12 protein-coding genes are annotated in these 14,721 nt (G+C 70.5%); 6 read left to right on the forward strand and 6 right to left on the reverse strand.

Annotated elements, in window-relative coordinates:
- Positions 1-88 precede the first annotated feature (88 nt).
- Entirely contained in the window at positions 89-2,974 is a 2,886-nt protein-coding gene (gene gcvP, locus ABZ725_RS44505; RefSeq protein WP_358808068.1) for an aminomethyl-transferring glycine dehydrogenase, read from the forward strand.
- 143 nt (positions 2,975-3,117) lie between these two features.
- On the opposite strand, the gene ABZ725_RS44510 is transcribed toward gcvP, so the two are convergent.
- A complete protein-coding gene (locus ABZ725_RS44510; RefSeq protein WP_358808069.1) occupies positions 3,118-3,537 on the reverse strand; it encodes a TOBE domain-containing protein in 420 nt (139 codons plus the stop codon).
- A gap of 133 nt (positions 3,538-3,670) precedes the next feature.
- Positions 3,671-4,066 carry a helix-turn-helix transcriptional regulator gene (locus tag ABZ725_RS44515; protein ID WP_358808070.1) on the reverse strand — a complete coding sequence of 132 codons (396 nt, stop codon included), beginning with the start codon at positions 4,064-4,066 and terminating at the stop codon, positions 3,671-3,673.
- 105 nt (positions 4,067-4,171) lie between these two features.
- Between ABZ725_RS44515 and ABZ725_RS44520 the strand changes: the two genes are divergently transcribed.
- Entirely contained in the window at positions 4,172-4,741 is a 570-nt protein-coding gene (locus tag ABZ725_RS44520; RefSeq protein WP_358808071.1) for a DUF1707 domain-containing protein, read from the forward strand.
- 513 nt (positions 4,742-5,254) lie between these two features.
- On the opposite strand, the gene ABZ725_RS44525 is transcribed toward ABZ725_RS44520, so the two are convergent.
- Positions 5,255-7,219 (reverse strand): amino acid transporter, encoded by a 1,965-nt coding sequence (locus ABZ725_RS44525; RefSeq protein WP_358808072.1) that lies wholly within the window; start codon positions 7,217-7,219, stop codon positions 5,255-5,257.
- 479 nt (positions 7,220-7,698) lie between these two features.
- On the opposite strand from ABZ725_RS44525, the gene ABZ725_RS44530 reads away from it, so the two are divergent.
- From ABZ725_RS44530 to ABZ725_RS44545, 4 genes are all read left to right on the forward strand, one after another.
- Entirely contained in the window at positions 7,699-8,991 is a 1,293-nt protein-coding gene (locus tag ABZ725_RS44530) for an extracellular solute-binding protein (protein ID WP_358808073.1), read from the forward strand.
- Positions 8,992-8,997: 6 nt separating this feature from the next.
- Positions 8,998-9,996, forward strand: coding sequence for a sugar ABC transporter permease (locus ABZ725_RS44535; RefSeq protein ID WP_358808074.1), 999 nt, complete (start codon positions 8,998-9,000; stop codon positions 9,994-9,996).
- A gap of 110 nt (positions 9,997-10,106) precedes the next feature.
- Positions 10,107-10,871 carry a carbohydrate ABC transporter permease gene (locus tag ABZ725_RS44540; RefSeq protein ID WP_358808200.1) on the forward strand — a complete coding sequence of 255 codons (765 nt, stop codon included), beginning with the start codon at positions 10,107-10,109 and terminating at the stop codon, positions 10,869-10,871.
- Positions 10,872-10,935: 64 nt separating this feature from the next.
- On the forward strand, positions 10,936-12,006 hold the full coding sequence (locus ABZ725_RS44545; protein WP_358808075.1) for an endo-1,4-beta-xylanase: 1,071 nt from the start codon (positions 10,936-10,938) through the stop codon (positions 12,004-12,006).
- On the opposite strand, the gene ABZ725_RS44550 is transcribed toward ABZ725_RS44545, so the two are convergent.
- The 3 genes from ABZ725_RS44550 to ABZ725_RS44560 form a co-directional block, all read right to left on the reverse strand.
- A complete protein-coding gene (locus tag ABZ725_RS44550) occupies positions 11,999-13,039 on the reverse strand; it encodes a LacI family DNA-binding transcriptional regulator (protein ID WP_358808076.1) in 1,041 nt (346 codons plus the stop codon). The genes ABZ725_RS44545 and ABZ725_RS44550 overlap by 8 nt on opposite strands.
- Before the next feature lie 227 nt (positions 13,040-13,266).
- On the reverse strand, positions 13,267-13,455 hold the full coding sequence (locus ABZ725_RS44555) for a DUF5999 family protein (protein ID WP_351916224.1): 189 nt from the start codon (positions 13,453-13,455) through the stop codon (positions 13,267-13,269).
- Positions 13,456-13,792: 337 nt separating this feature from the next.
- Positions 13,793-14,383 carry a hypothetical protein gene (locus ABZ725_RS44560; RefSeq protein WP_358808077.1) on the reverse strand — a complete coding sequence of 197 codons (591 nt, stop codon included), beginning with the start codon at positions 14,381-14,383 and terminating at the stop codon, positions 13,793-13,795.
- Between the last annotated feature and the right edge of the window lie 338 nt (positions 14,384-14,721).

Consider the following 14,721-nt stretch of genomic DNA (forward strand, 5'->3'; position numbering starts at 1 on the left):
CTCAGGTCAGATGACAGAGGGGGAGGTCGTCCGGGTACCCGCGCCGTGGTGACCCTCGAAGGTCGTGTCAGACCAGGAGGCCTCCGTAATGACAGCCCATCGCATTCCGCTCTCCGAGCTCGAGCAGGGAATTCCCTTCGAGCAGCGTCACATCGGGCCCGATCACGAGGCACGGGCCAAGATGCTCGCGCAGGTCGGCTACGGCTCGCTCGACGAGCTCACCGCCGCCGCGGTCCCGGCCGTGATCCAGAACGCCGACGCGCTGGACCTGCCGGGCGCGCGCACCGAGGCCGAGGTGCTTGCCGAGCTGCGTTCACTGGCCGACCGCAACCAGGTCCTCGACTCGATGATCGGGCTCGGCTACTACGGGACGTTCACCCCGCCCGTCATCCTGCGCAACGTCATGGAGAACCCGGCCTGGTACACGGCGTACACCCCGTACCAGCCGGAGATCTCCCAGGGCCGGCTCGAGGCGCTGCTGAACTTCCAGACCATGGTCGCCGACCTGACCGGTCTGCCCACCTCGGGTGCGTCGCTGCTCGACGAGGGCACGGCCGCCGCCGAGGCGATGGCGCTGTCCCGGCGCATGGGGAAGAACAAGAAGGGCCTCTTCCTCATCGACGCGGACGTGCTGCCGCAGACCATCGCCGTGATCGAGACCCGGGCCGAGCCGACGGGCGTGGAAGTCGTCGTCGCCGACCTGAGCGAGGGCATTCCGGCGGCGATCGCCGAGCGTGAGATCAACGGCGTGCTCGTGCAGTACCCCGGCGCCTCCGGTGCCGTACGCGATCTCGGGGCGATCGTCGAGCAGGCGCACGGGCTCGGCGCGCTCGTCACCGTCGCCGCGGATCTGCTCGCGCTGACGCTGCTGAAGTCGCCGGGTGAGCTGGGGGCGGACATCGCGGTCGGCACCACGCAGCGGTTCGGCGTGCCGATGGGGTTCGGCGGGCCGCACGCCGGCTATATGGCGGTCCACGAGAAGTTCGCGCGCAGCCTGCCCGGGCGGCTGGTGGGCGTGTCCGTGGACGCGGACGGGAACAAGGCCTACCGGCTGGCGCTGCAGACGCGTGAGCAGCACATCCGGCGGGAGAAGGCGACGAGCAACATCTGCACGGCGCAGGTGCTGCTGGCCGTGATGGCGGGGATGTACGCGGTCTACCACGGGCCCGACGGGCTGCGGGCGATCGCCCGACGTACGCACCGGTACGCGTCGGTCCTGGCCGCCGGGCTCGAGGCCGGCGGGGTCGAGGTCGTGCACGGGTCGTACTTCGACACGCTGACCGTGCGGGTGCCCGCCAAGGCCGCTGAGGTCGTCGCCGCCGCTCGGGAGCGTGGGGTGAACCTGCACCTCGTCGACGCCGACCAGGTGTCGATCTCCTGTGACGAGACCACCGCGCGGGCCCAGGTCGCCGCGGTCTGGGCGGCCTTCGGGGTGGACGGTGACATCGAGTCGCTCGACGCGTCCACCGAGGAGGCGCTGCCCGCCGCTCTGCTGCGCTCCGACGAGATACTGGCGCACCCGGTCTTCCACCAGCACCGCTCCGAGACCGCGATGCTGCGCTACCTGCGCAGGCTCGCCGACCGGGACTACGCCCTCGACCGGGGCATGATCCCGCTGGGCTCCTGCACCATGAAGCTCAACGCGACCACCGAGATGGAGCCGGTCACCTGGCCCGAGTTCGGGCAGCTGCACCCCTTCGCACCGGTCGAGCAGGTGCAGGGCTACCTCACGCTCATCCGTGAGCTGGAGGAGCGGCTCGCCGAGGTCACCGGGTACGACAAGGTGTCCCTGCAGCCGAACGCCGGGTCGCAGGGGGAGCTGGCCGGGCTGCTCGCCGTCCGCGGCTACCACCGGGGCAACGGGGACGAGCAGCGGACCGTGTGCCTCATCCCGTCCTCCGCGCACGGCACCAACGCGGCCAGTGCGGTGATGGCGGGGATGAAGGTCGTCGTCGTGAAGACCGCCGAGGACGGCGAGATCGACGTCGACGACCTGCGGGCGAAGATCGAGCGGCACCGGGACGAGCTGTCGGTGCTGATGATCACGTACCCGTCCACGCACGGGGTGTTCGAGGAGCACGTCGCCGACATCTGCGCCCAGGTGCACGAGGCCGGCGGGCAGGTGTACGTCGACGGCGCCAACCTCAACGCGCTCGTCGGGCTCGCCAAGCCCGGCCACTTCGGCGGGGACGTCTCGCACCTGAACCTGCACAAGACGTTCTGCATCCCGCACGGCGGCGGCGGCCCGGGTGTCGGGCCGGTGGCCGTGCGGTCGCACCTGGCGCCGTATCTGCCGAACCACCCGCTGCAGCCCGCCGCCGGGCCGGAGACCGGTGTGGGGCCGATCTCGGCGGCTCCCTGGGGCTCTGCCGGGATCCTGCCGATCTCCTGGGCCTATGTGCGGCTCATGGGCGGCGAGGGGCTCAAGCGGGCCACGCAGGTGGCCGTGCTGAGCGCCAACTACATCGCCAAGCGGCTGGAGCCGCACTACCCGGTGCTCTACAACGGGCCCGGCGGGCTGGTCGCGCACGAGTGCATCATCGACCTGCGGCCGCTGACGAAGGCGACCGGCGTGAGCGTCGACGACGTCGCCAAGCGGCTCATCGACTACGGGTTCCACGCCCCGACGATGTCGTTCCCGGTGGCCGGGACGCTGATGATCGAGCCGACCGAGTCCGAGGACCTCATCGAGCTGGACCGGTTCTGCGAGGCGATGATCGCCATCCGCGCGGAGATCGAGAAGGTCGGGGAGGGCGCGTGGCCGGCCGAGGACAATCCGCTGCACCACGCCCCGCACACCGCGGCCGTGCTCGGCGGCGAGTGGGAGCACGCGTACACGCGTGACGAGGCCGTCTTCCCGGCCGGAGTGTCCGTCGCCGACAAGTACTGGCCGCCGGTGCGCCGCATCGACCAGGCCTTCGGCGACCGGAACCTGGTCTGCTCGTGCCCGCCGCTGGACGCGTACGAGGACTGAGGACCGAGGACTGAGGACCGAGCAGGAGGACTGAGGTTCGAGGACTCAGGCTCACGGGCTGAAGTTCGAGGGCCGAGGTTCGAGGGCTGAGACCGAGTGAGCGCGTAGGGCCCTGTCCGTCGTGGGCAGGGCCCCTGCGCGTGCTACGCCGTCGCCAGGGACACCTCGGTCGACTTGATCAGGGCGACGACGTCGGAGCCCACGAAGAGGCCTAGGTCGGTGGCCGCCTCCTTGGTGATCGCGGCGGTGAGCTCGCCGCCCGCCACGGTGATCTTGACCGAGGCCATGACCCCGCCGACGGTGAGGCCGGTGATCGTGCCGGGGAGCTGGTTGCGGATCGAGAGGCCGTCGACGGCGCCTGTGGCCAGGGAGACCTCCGTCGACTTCACCAGTGCGCGGACGGCGGCCCCCTCGGCGAGGGCGAGCTCCTGGACGGCCTCCAGGGTGATGGCGGCGGTGAGGTTCTGGCCACCGGCCAGGTGGATCTTGACGGTGGCCATGACCTCGCCGGGATGGACGGCGGTCACGGTGCCGGGGAGTTGGTTGCGGATGCTCAGGGTCATGAGCGTCAACGGTAGGGCTCAGGGCGTCTTATGTCGGGTATGCCGGGTTCTGTGCCGCCCTTGCCGTCCTCCGGACGTGGCGCTCCTCGCCGTTCGGCTGTCTCGGTGTCGGGCCGTCTCGACGTCTCGCTGATCAGACTCGGTCGATGTGTACGTTTGTCGACTTCACTCGGGCCGTGGCCTCCATGCCGACCTCGAGGCCCAGTTCTTCGACGGCTTCCCGGGTCAGCAGGGAGACCAGGCGGTGCGGGCCGGCCTGGATCTCGACCTGTGCGGCCACGTCGCCGAGTTTGACCGCGGTGACGATGCCGGGGAAGGCGTTGCGGACCGAGGTGTACGGGGTGTCGTCCTCCGCGCTGTCCGAGCGGGCGAGTTCCACGGAGAAGGCGGCGAGGTCCTTGCCGTCGATGAGGCGTCGTCCGGCGTCGTCGCGATGGGTCGACACGCGGCCGGCGTCCGCCCAGCGGCGCGCGGTGTCGGGGCTCACGCCGAGCAGCCGTGCCGCCTGGCCGATTGTGTAGCTCTGCATGCGGGTCACGATAGGGCCGGGGCGGGCGGTGGTGGACGCGGGGGCGCGTGTTGGGTATAACGCGATATGACGTCAGTTCGTGCAGGGGTGGACGGGGTGAAGGACATGTCGGCTGAGGTGCGGGCCTCGCATGCGGACCGGGACCGGGTCGTGGACGCGTTGAGCGTGGCCGCGGGGGACGGTCGGCTGACCGCGGCCGAGCTCGACGAGCGGGTGGAGGCGGCCCTGACGGCCCGGACCGTGGGGGAGTTGGCCGTGCTCACGGCCGATCTGCCGGCGGAGGCGGGGACCAGGGCCAAGGACCTCGTCCGGATCGAACAGCAGGGCGGTTCGGCCGAGCGCGGTGACGGATGGGTGGTGCCGCGACACCTGGTGATCGAGTCGGCCTGGGGGAAGGTGACGCTCGACTTCACCCGGGCGGTGATCGGGCACGGCACCCTCCGCATCGACCTGGACATGCAGGGCGGCACGCTGCGCCTGGTGACCCGGCCGGGGATCGTGGTGGACACCGACTCCCTCGCCCTGGACTACGTCAAGATCAAGAGCCGTCCTTCCGGTCCGGCGGACGCTCCGGTGGTGCTGCGGGTGGAGCTTGCCGGGCGCAAGAGCTTCGGGCGGATCGTGGCGGGGCCGCGGCGGCGGGGGCTGTTCGGGGGGAGCCGGGAGCAGGGCTGAGGCGCCGGGCGTCTCTCAGGGCATCCCCGATGCCCTGAGAGACGCCCGGGCGATCGTGTGGTCGATATCTCGTGGCTCGGGCGCTCCCGTACGTCGGCGCCTTCGCTCGGGGTGCCGCGCTCCCAGGAGTGGCGGATGCCCGTCCAGGCCTCGGCGTACTGCCGTACGGCGACCAGTGCGTCGGTGGGCACCAGGGGGCGGAGCGGGCCGCCGACCGCCGGCCGGTCGGGGCCCGCGGTGATCCGCCCGGGGAGGAGCATGGCGAGGACGCCGGCGGAGCGGGTGAGCCACAGCGGGGCGCGGGGAGGGCGAGGGTCCCCGCGTCCGGTCGACCAGAAGATCGCAGCGCAGGAGCCCATCGGGCGGCCCACAGCCGGTCGGGCGTCGGTGCGCCGGTAGGTGGCGGTCGGTCGGCGGCGGGCGGACTGCTGAGGGGGTGCGGGCGGTTCCCTGCGGGGTTCCTGACGCCTCCGGTTTCCTGACGACTCCGGGGTCGTGGTCCCGGAGCGGGTGTCAGCCGGTGTGGACGCGGGGGCGGCGGGTGCGGTCCGGTTCGGCTTCGCGCAGGACCTCCCGGGTGACCGGGGCGACCTCGCCCTGGCCGAAGAGGAAGAAGCGCAGGAAGTTGGCGAAGGGGTTGCCCTCGGTCCACTCGAAGTAGATGTGCGGGATGCAGCCGGTGGAGTCGCGGGTGTGCAGGAGCAGCGCGGCCAGGGCGTTGGAGATGGAGGAGGACTCCAGGGTCAGGACGCGGTAGCGGTTGTGCAGGACCTCGCCGCGCACCGTCAGGCCCGACTCGAACTCGGACGGGTCCACGACGGTGACCTCGACGAAGACGAAGTCCTCGCCGGGGATGTCGTTGTCCTGGCGGATCTGTTCGATCTTGTCGCGGTACTCGGCCTTGTCGCGCTGGTCGGGCTCGTTGGCGATGAACCGTATCTTGCGGCTGGACATGTCACGGATGAAACGTTCCGCCATGTCGTCCATGGTCACGCTGGTCACGCGGAGCTCGAAAGCGCGGGCCAGTCGGGAGAGCAGGGAGACCAGGATGATGCCGGCGATGAAGCAGGCGCCGATCTTCACGCCGTCCGGGCGCTCGAAGACGTTCACGACGGTGACGTAGAGGAACACCGCAGAGATGACGGCGAAGCCGATCGTCCAGTTGCGCTGGCCGGCCTTGCGGGCGGCGATGGTCACGGCGATCGCCGCCGAGGAGATCAGGACCAGCACGCCGGTGGCGTACGCGCCGCCCTGGGCGTCGACGTCGGCGTCGAAGATCCAGGTGACCAGGAAGGCGATCAGGGTGAAGACGATGACCATCGGGCGGACGGCGCGGGCCCAGTGCGGGGCCATGCCGTAGCGGGGGAGGTAGCGGGGCATCAGGTTGAGCAGGCCGGCCATCGCGGAGGCGCCGGCGAACCACAGGATGGCGATCGTCGAGACGTCGTAGACCGTGCCGAAGGCGTTGCCCAGGTACTCGTGGGCCAGGAACGCCAGCGCGCGGCCGTTGGCCTGGCCGCCGGACTCGAACTCCTTCTCCGGGATCAGCACGGTGGTGATGAAGCTGGTGGCGATCAGGAAGACGCTCATGATGAGGGCGGCGGTCGTCAGCAGCTTCTTCGTGTCCCGGATGCGGCCCTTGGGGTTCTCCTCGGTGTCGTCCGGGTCGCCCTGGACATGCGGCATGACCGCGACGCCGGTCTCGAAGCCGGACAGGCCCAGCGCCAGCTTGGGGAAGACCAGCAGGGAGACGCCGATCATCGCGAACACGTTGCCGTGCTCGGCGGTCAGGGCGTTCGACCAGTCGGTGACCACATGGCCCTCGGTGAGCACGTGCCACAGGCCGACGGTCACCACGACCACGTTCAGGCCGAGGTAGGCGACCACCAGGGCGACCGCGACGCCGATGGCCTCCAGGAAGCCCTTGAGGAACACCGCGCCGAGCAGGGCGACGAGCACCAGGGTGATGATCATCTGCTTGTCGTGCAGGGCGTCGGCCAGGTGCGGGTTCTCCACCAGGTGGGTCGAGGCGTCCGCCGCGGACAGGGTGATGGTGATCAGGAAGTCGGTGGCGGCGAAGCCCAGCAGGGTCAGGACGAACAGCTTGCCCTTCCAGAACGACAGCAGCCGCTCCAGCATCGCGATCGAGCCCTCGCCGTGCGGGCTCTCCTCGGCCACCCGCCGGTAGACCGGCAGGGCGCCGGCCAGGGTGACGATCACCAGCACGATGGTCGCGATCGGCGACAGGAGACCGGCCGCGAGGGCGGCGATGCCCGGTTGGTAGCCGAGGGTGGAGAAGTAGTCGACGCCGGTCAGGCACATGACCCGGTACCAGCGCTGCCCCTTGTGCTCGGGGTGCTCGGGCTCCGGTTCGGCGGCGGCGGGCGTCTGTCGGCCATGACCCTTGCCCATGTCGGACAGGCCCTCCAGCATCCAGGCGCGCAGGCGACTGGGGGGAGGGTGCTCGGTGGTGGCCATCGGAGCGCTCCTGATGTGCGGCATCTCTGCATGTGCGGCTTGTACGGCGTGTGTGGCATGTGCTGCGGCTGTGGCGCATGCCTTGTGCCGTGTGCGGCACAGCGTGCGGATTCGGCCATCCGGTGGACGGCCGACGGCGGAATCAGCGTAAGCGGAGAGTGACGCCTGGGCCCACGGATGACGGGCTGGAAGGCGTCAAGTTTGCGTTAAGACTGACCACGGGCCGGACACTCAGCGTCACGTAGCCAGGGGACTGTTCCGGCCATCGGCTCTTGGCCGCCGCCCGCTCCGTAATGTTCGCCTTCGGATTCGAATGTTTCGATGTCATCCGAGGTCTCGGCGGGGCCCCTTTCTTGAACTGCCCCCTGGATTCCCTGTGTTCAAGGGGTTGCCACCCGTCGGAGGGTGTCTCTAGGGTGCGGCAGCAGCGAAGCTTTCTGGAATTGGACCGAAACTTTCGATCTACCAAGGAGCGCATGATGGGCGACCCGGCACTCTCCCGCCGCGGCTTCCTCGCGGCCTCCGCCGCGGCCGGTCTGAGCATGACGGCACTGAGCGCGTGCGGCGGCGACTCGGACGGAGGGTCGTCGGGGACGACCACCATCGAGTGGTGGAACATCTCCACCACCCAGCCGACCAAAGACGTCTGGGCCGGACTGGCCAAACAGTTCGAGGCCCAGAACCCCAAGGTGAAAATCAAGATCGTCCAGCTGGAGAACGACGCCTACAAGTCGAAGATGACGGCGCTGACCGCCTCCGGGAAGCTCCCCGACATCTTCCACACCTGGGGCGGCGGCGTCCTGAAGCAGCAGGTCGACGCGGGTCTCGTCGAGGACCTCACGGAGAAGACGAAGGAGTGGGGGGACGGGCTGCTGTCGGTCGCCCGGGAGCCCTATCTGCTCGACGAGAAGGTGTACGGCGTCCCGTTCGACATCGGCATGATCGGGTTCTGGTACAACAAGGCTCTCTTCGAGCGGGCCGGGATCAGCGCTCCGCCCACCACGTGGAGCGGCTTCCTCGACGCCGTGCGCAAGCTGAAGGCCGCCGGTGTCACCCCGCTGGCCCTGGCCGGCAAGGAGAAGTGGCCCGGCATGTACTACTGGGCGTATCTCGCGATGCGCACCGCCGGGATCGACGCGCTGGGGAAGGCGGGGGACGACAAGGACTTCACCGGGGACGGGTTCGTCCAGGCCGGTCAGCACCTTCAGGACCTGGTCGACCTGCAGCCGTTCCAGAAGGGCTTCCTCGGCGCCGCCTACTCCAGCCCGACCGGCCAGGCCGCCGCCGTCGGCAACGGCAAGGCGGCGATGGAGCTCATGGGCCAGTGGGCGCCGGTGGTGGAGGCCGACGCGGGCAAGGGGCTCGGCGCGGACCTCGGCTTCTTCCCGTTCCCGGCGGTCGAGGGCGGCAAGGGCGTGATCACCGAGGTGTTCGGCGGGGGCGGCGGACACGCCCTGCGCAAGGGCGCCCCACAGGCGGCCGCCGACTTCCTGAAGTTCTTCGCCTCGGCCGCCACGGACACCGAACTGGTCAAGAAGACCGGGGTGCTGCCGGTCGTGCCGGCCGCCGAGAGCGCGATCACCGACCCCAACATCAAGGCCGTGCAGGCCCAGCTGAAGGCCGCCACCGGGTTCCAGCTCTACCTCGACCAGGCGTACGCGCCCGCCCTCGGCCAGGAGGTCAACGACAGCGTCGCCGCCCTCATCGCCGGTTCCAAGTCGCCCCAGCAGGTCACCGAGTCGATCACCAAGGTCGCGAAGGAAGAGCAGTAGCCGGCGATGACCTCCACCTTTCTCCCGGACAAGCGCAGCGGTCCGGACGTCGACCTGCCGCCCCCGGCCGTGGACCGGGGCCGGGGGCGGGCGCGGCGCCGGGCGCTGCACTGGCTCACCGCCGTCGGCTTCCAGGCGCCCGCGCTGGTGCTGTTCGGCACGCTCGTGCTGTTGCCGATGCTGTTCGCGCTGTACGCCTCGTTCTTCCGCTGGGGCGGCTTCGGCATGCCCGAGGACTACATCGGCGGCGACAACTTCACCCGGCTCTTCCAAGACCCGGTGTTCCTCGGCGACCTGTGGCGCTGCCTGGTCCTGGTCGGGCTCTCGCTGGTCCTGCAACTGCCGTTCGCGCTCGCCCTCGCGGTCGCGCTCAACCAGCGCATCCGCGGCCGGGCGGTCTACCGGATGCTGTTCTTCGCGCCGTACATCCTCTCCGAGGCGATCACCGGCGTGTTGTTCAGCATGATCTTCGCCCCGGACGACGGCCTCGCCGACCAGGTCCTGGGCGCGGTCGGTCTGGGCGGGGTGGGCGGGGAGTGGTTCGCGGATCCCTCCACCGTCATGGCCACCCTGTTCCTGGTCATGACGTGGAAGTACTTCGGCTTCCACATGATGCTCTACCTGGCCGGACTCCAGTCCATACCGGCCGAGTTGACCGAGGCGGCGCTGATCGACGGCGCCGGACCCTGGCAGCGGTTCCGCAACATCACCCTGCCGCTGCTCGCGCCGACCCTGCGGATCAGCGTGTTCCTGTCGGTCATCGGCTCGATCCAGCTCTTCGACCTGGTGTGGGTCGTCACCGCGGGCGGGCCCGACCACCACTCCGAGACGATGGCCGTGACCATGTTCCAGTACGGCTTCAAGCGCTACCAGGTCGGCTACGCCAGCGCGATCAGCGTGGCCATGTTCGGCATCAGCCTCGTCTTCGCCCTCGCCTACCAGCGGTTCGTGCTCCGCCGCGACCTGCAGGGCGCCACCACGACCATGCGAGGAGGCGGCGCGTGAAAACCCGCGAGACCGACCGGAGCGCCGCCCGCGAGACCGCCCGCAGGACCGGCCGAAAGTCCGGCCGGACCCTGCCGCTGCACCTCGTCCTCGCCGTCGTCGGCGCGGTGATGGCCGTGCCGCTCGGCTACGCCGTGCTGTCCGGCTTCAAGTCCACCGACCAGCTCTCCCGCAATCCCGTCGGGCTGCCCGACCCCTGGGTCACCTCCAACTACACCGACATCCTCGGCTCCGGTTCGTTCTGGCGGCTGGTCGGCAGCAGCACCCTCATCGCCGTCGGGACGACCGTGGTGGTCGTCGCGGTGTCCGCGCTCGCCGCGTTCTCCTTCGCCCGGTTCGCGTTCCGCGGGCGGGAGGTGCTGTTCACCCTGTTCACCATGGGGCTGATGTTCCCCTTCGCGGTGGCGGCGCTGCCCCTGTTCCTGCTGCTGCGTTCCCTGGGCCTGCTGGACAACCCGCTCGGCGTGATCCTGCCGCAGGCCGCGTTCGGGCTGCCGGTGACCATCGTCATCCTGCGCGGTTTCTTCCGGGAGATCCCGGCCGAGCTGGAGGAGGCGGCCACGCTCGACGGGTGCGGTCCCCTCGGCTTCTTCTGGCGGATCCTGCTGCCCATGGCCCGGCCCGCCCTCGGCACGGTCTCCGTGCTCGCCGTGGTCGGCAGCTGGAACAACTTCTTCCTGCCGCTGCTGGTCTTCAACGAGCCCACCTGGTGGACGATCCCGATCGGCGTCCAGCAGTTCCAGGGGCAGTACTCGGCGGAGTACGCGCGCGTGTTCGCCTATCTGGTCCTCGCCATGGTTCCCGCCCTGGCCTTCTACTCCGTCGCCGAGCGCCAGCTCGTCGGCGGTCTCGCCGCCGGCGCCACGAAGGGATGACGCGCGCCCGCGGACCCGTACGACACGGCTCACCCACACCCACCCGCACGTGAGGAGTCGCACCATGCCCATCAGCTCCCGCACCCGGCTCAGACTCGCCGGGGTCCTCGCCGCCGTCCTCGTCGCCGCCGGGGTCGCCGGCGGACCGGCCGCGCAGGCGCACGAGGAACCGTCGCACGGAAAGCCGCGGACGACCCTCGCCGACCTCGCGCAGCGCCACGGCCGCTACTTCGGCAGCGCCACCGACAACCCCGAACTCACCGACACCGCCTACACCAGGATCCTCGGCGACGAGTTCGACATGATCACCCCCGGCAACGGCATGAAGTGGTACGCCACCGAGCCGCAGCAGGGCGTGTTCGACTGGACGGCCGGCGACGAGATCGTGAACCTCGCACGGGCCAACCACCAGAAGGTCCGCGCCCACACCCTCGTCTGGCACAGCCAGCTGCCCGGGTGGCTGACCGGCAGGGAGTGGACGGCGGACGAGCTGCGGGCCGTCCTGAAGAATCACGTCCAGACCGAGGCGCGCCACTACCGGGGCAAGGTCTACGCCTGGGACGTCGTCAACGAGGCGTTCAACGAGGACGGCACCTACCGCGAGACGATCTTCTACAGGACGCTCGGCCCCGGCTACATCGCCGACGCCCTGCGCTGGGCCCACCAGGCCGACCCGAAGGCCAAGCTCTACCTCAACGACTACAACATCGAGGCCGTGGGCCCGAAGAGCGACGCCTACTACGCCCTCGCCAAGGAACTGAGGGCGCAGGGCGTCCCGCTCGACGGCATCGGCCTGCAGGCCCATCTCGCCCTGCAGTACGGCTATCCGACGACCCTGGAGGACAACCTCCGCCGCTTCGCCCGGCTCGGCCTGGACACGGCGCTCACCGAGGTCGACGTACGGATGCTGCTGCCCGCGACCGACGAGAAGCTGGCCCAACAGGCCGACTGGTACCGGGACATGACGAGGGCGTGCCTCGCGGTGCGGCGGTGCGTGGGCATCACCGTCTGGGACTACACCGACAAGTACTCGTGGATCCCGGCGTTCTTCCCCGGCCAGGGCGCCGCGCTGCCCTGGGACGAGCAGCTCGTGCCGAAGCCGGCCTACTACGCGATCCGGGAGGCGCTCAGCTAGCGGCGCGTGGCGGCGCGGTGCTCGACCGCACCACCAACTCCGTGCCCAGTTCGACCCGTGGCGAGTCGGGGCGCTCGCCGCGGGCCAGGCTCAGGACCGTGCGGACGGCGAGTTTGCCCATGTCGGCCAGGGGCTGGCGGACGGTGGTCAGGGGCGGGGCCGACCAGCGGACTTCCGGAAGGTCGTCGAAACCGACCACGCTCATGTCCTCCGGCGTCCGCAGGCCGCGCCGGCGCAGTGCCTCGATCGCGCCGAGCGCCATCTGGTCGCTGGCGGCGAACACCGCGGTCGGGGGTTCGGGCAGGTCGAGGAGGGCGGTGCAGCCGGTGAAGCCCGACTCGGGGTGGAAGTCGCCGGGGACGACGAGGGTCTCGTCGACGCCGAGGCCGGCCGCCTCCAGAGCGGCCCGGTAGCCGTCGAAGCGGGCGCGGGAGCAGAGCAGCCGGGGCGGGCCGGCGATCAGGCCGATCCTGCGGTGGCCCAGCGCCAGCAGATGCTCGGTGGCCGCGAGGCCGCCCGCCCAGTTGGCGGCGCCGATGGTCGGGGTGTCGGCGGCGGGGGAGCCCATCGGGTCGACGACGACCAGCGGGACGCCCAGGATGCGCAACTGCTCGTGCAGGGTGGGTTCCAGGGCCGAGGTGACCAGGATGACGCCGTCGGAGGCGCGGGAGCGCAGGTTGCGCATCCATTCGCGGGCGTCGCCGGAGCGGCCGTGGATCGCCGACACCACCGTGCCCACGCCGGCCGCGTGGGCGACCTCCTCGACACCTCGGATGATCTCGACCGCCCAGGGGCTGTCCAGGTCGTTGAAGACCAGGTCGAGGAGGGAGGCGCGGGCGGGGGAGGCGGCGGGGCGCTTGCGGTAGCCGTGCAGTCGCAGCAGGTCCTCGACCCGGGCCCGGGTCGACGGGGAGACGTCGGAGCGGCCGTTGACCACCCGGGACACGGTCGGCACCGAGACGCCGGCCTGGCGGGCGATCTCCGTGATCGTGACCCTGCCCCGTGACACAGGCGCCGCATCCTCCGCTGTCACTTCCCCACCTCCGTCGCCGCGTTCCGGACGCCGCGCCGAAACTTCCAGGAGTCTTCCGGAAGACACGCTGCCCTGGGAAGGCATTGCCGGCGGGCGCATCGCGCAGAGACCGCGGGACTACGGGGAGTGACCGGCCCCGGACACGCGTCGGGGCCGGTTCGCAGTGGGATGTCTGCGGCCGGCCCCTCATGTCTCCGGACGGCGGTCCCGCGCCGTCCGGGTGGTGCTCAGGCGGCGCTCACGACCCGGTGAGGGGCGATGACCTGGCCGTCCGGCAGGAGCTCACCGGTGTCCTCGAAGAGCAGGACGCCGTTGCACAGCAGGCTCCAGCCCTGCTCCGGGTGGTGCGCCGTGAGGCGGGCGGACTCCCGGTCGGCCGAGGTCGCTGTCGGGCACGGTGGCTGGTGTTGGCACATGGATGGGAACTTCCGCTCTTGCGTGTCGTGTGAGGTGGTCGTGGTGTCTGTCCCGCGGCGTGAAACGTCGTTCATGGCCGCCCCCCGTTGTGATAAGTCGTTCGGAACCAGTGTTGCCCCACGGAGGTCGATCCGCAGCCATTTCGCGGCACCGCCTCTCACAGGTTCATGACGCGTCACCCGGGCGGGCGGTTCATCTCAACCGCACTGTCACTTCGGGTGGTTCCTGGTGGTCGGATAGGGCTAGTCCGGGCCGGACGCGGGCGGAAGTCGCGGCGGCGGACAGCGCCGTACCCCGTCGCCGGGGCCGCGGTGACGGGGTACGGGGTCGGGTGGATCAGGCGGGCGAGCCGAGCAGCGGAGGCGGCGCGGGTGTCGTCCGGAGGGTGAGCACCGGGAGCAACTCGGCCACCCGGTGCGCGCGATGGGCGGCGATCCCGGGCGGCGCCGGGGCCAGCGGCACCAGCAGGTCGGTCGGGGCGGGATGGCCCGCGGTGCCGTCCGAGGCGCTGTCGCCGTGCAGCCAGAGCGTGAGCATGTAGAGACCGGGCACCGACAGCAGGCGCGCCTGGTACGGCTGGGTGGCCGACTCGGCCTGGCGCAGGGCGCGTTCGGTGGAGGCGATGTAGGGGCCCTCGAAGAAGTGCGAGAACGCCCAGCCGTCCGGGGTGAGCCGGGTCTCGGCCGCGGCCACGGCGCGGTCGCCGCAGCGGATCAGGAAGCGCCAGCCGGCCAGCCGGGTCTCGGCCGCGCCTTCCGGGGTGATTCCGTCCAGGACGTGCAGGGGCAGCGGGAGTTCGGGGGTGGCGTCTCCCTGGGCGGTGCGCAGAGACGGAGTACGAGCCTCGCGGACGGCCGTGGGGGAACCGAGTGCCGTGAGGACGGAGCGAAGTGCGGGCGCGGGAGCCGGGGGGACCAGCAAAGGCATGGTGGGTCGCCTCTCATTCGACAGGCACGGTGGCGCGAGGGCGTGGGCGGACGGCGCTGTCAGCCAACTCTCGGGGGTCGGAGAGGTAGCGGCCGGTCTGGGGATGCCCGGGTGCGCGAGCGGCCTGCCGTCATCTCGACGACAGGCTCCTTCGACTGTGGGCGCCAACCTTCTCTGCCTTGTTCGCGGAGTTTATACGACACGTGTTCAGACTGTGTTTCGTCTAGTCGATCGCGGGACACTCGGCAAGGGTTCATTCGGTCGGCGATACGTGTGAATCATCCCGATTCAGCGTGGGCCGCGCGGCGGTGACCTCGGGTTATGCGCGCGTAGCGGTC

It is taken from the genome of Streptomyces sp. NPDC006872, assembly GCF_040635845.1.
GTDB lineage: Bacteria > Actinomycetota > Actinomycetes > Streptomycetales > Streptomycetaceae > Streptomyces.

Excerpts from the sequence above, each read along its gene's own strand:
- gcvP (WP_358808068.1), top strand. The coding sequence starts at position 89 with ATGACAGCCCATCGCATTCCGCTCTCCGAGCTCGAGCAGGGAATTCCC.
- ABZ725_RS44510 (WP_358808069.1), bottom strand. The coding sequence starts at position 3,537 with ATGACCCTGAGCATCCGCAACCAACTCCCCGGCACCGTGACCGCCGTC.
- ABZ725_RS44515 (WP_358808070.1), bottom strand. The coding sequence starts at position 4,066 with ATGCAGAGCTACACAATCGGCCAGGCGGCACGGCTGCTCGGCGTGAGC.
- ABZ725_RS44520 (WP_358808071.1), top strand. The coding sequence starts at position 4,172 with ATGTCGGCTGAGGTGCGGGCCTCGCATGCGGACCGGGACCGGGTCGTG.
- ABZ725_RS44525 (WP_358808072.1), bottom strand. The coding sequence starts at position 7,219 with ATGGCCACCACCGAGCACCCTCCCCCCAGTCGCCTGCGCGCCTGGATG.
- ABZ725_RS44530 (WP_358808073.1), top strand. The coding sequence starts at position 7,699 with ATGGGCGACCCGGCACTCTCCCGCCGCGGCTTCCTCGCGGCCTCCGCC.
- ABZ725_RS44535 (WP_358808074.1), top strand. The coding sequence starts at position 8,998 with ATGACCTCCACCTTTCTCCCGGACAAGCGCAGCGGTCCGGACGTCGAC.
- ABZ725_RS44540 (WP_358808200.1), top strand. The coding sequence starts at position 10,107 with ATGGCCGTGCCGCTCGGCTACGCCGTGCTGTCCGGCTTCAAGTCCACC.
- ABZ725_RS44545 (WP_358808075.1), top strand. The coding sequence starts at position 10,936 with ATGCCCATCAGCTCCCGCACCCGGCTCAGACTCGCCGGGGTCCTCGCC.
- ABZ725_RS44555 (WP_351916224.1), bottom strand. The coding sequence starts at position 13,455 with ATGTGCCAACACCAGCCACCGTGCCCGACAGCGACCTCGGCCGACCGG.
- ABZ725_RS44560 (WP_358808077.1), bottom strand. The coding sequence starts at position 14,383 with ATGCCTTTGCTGGTCCCCCCGGCTCCCGCGCCCGCACTTCGCTCCGTC.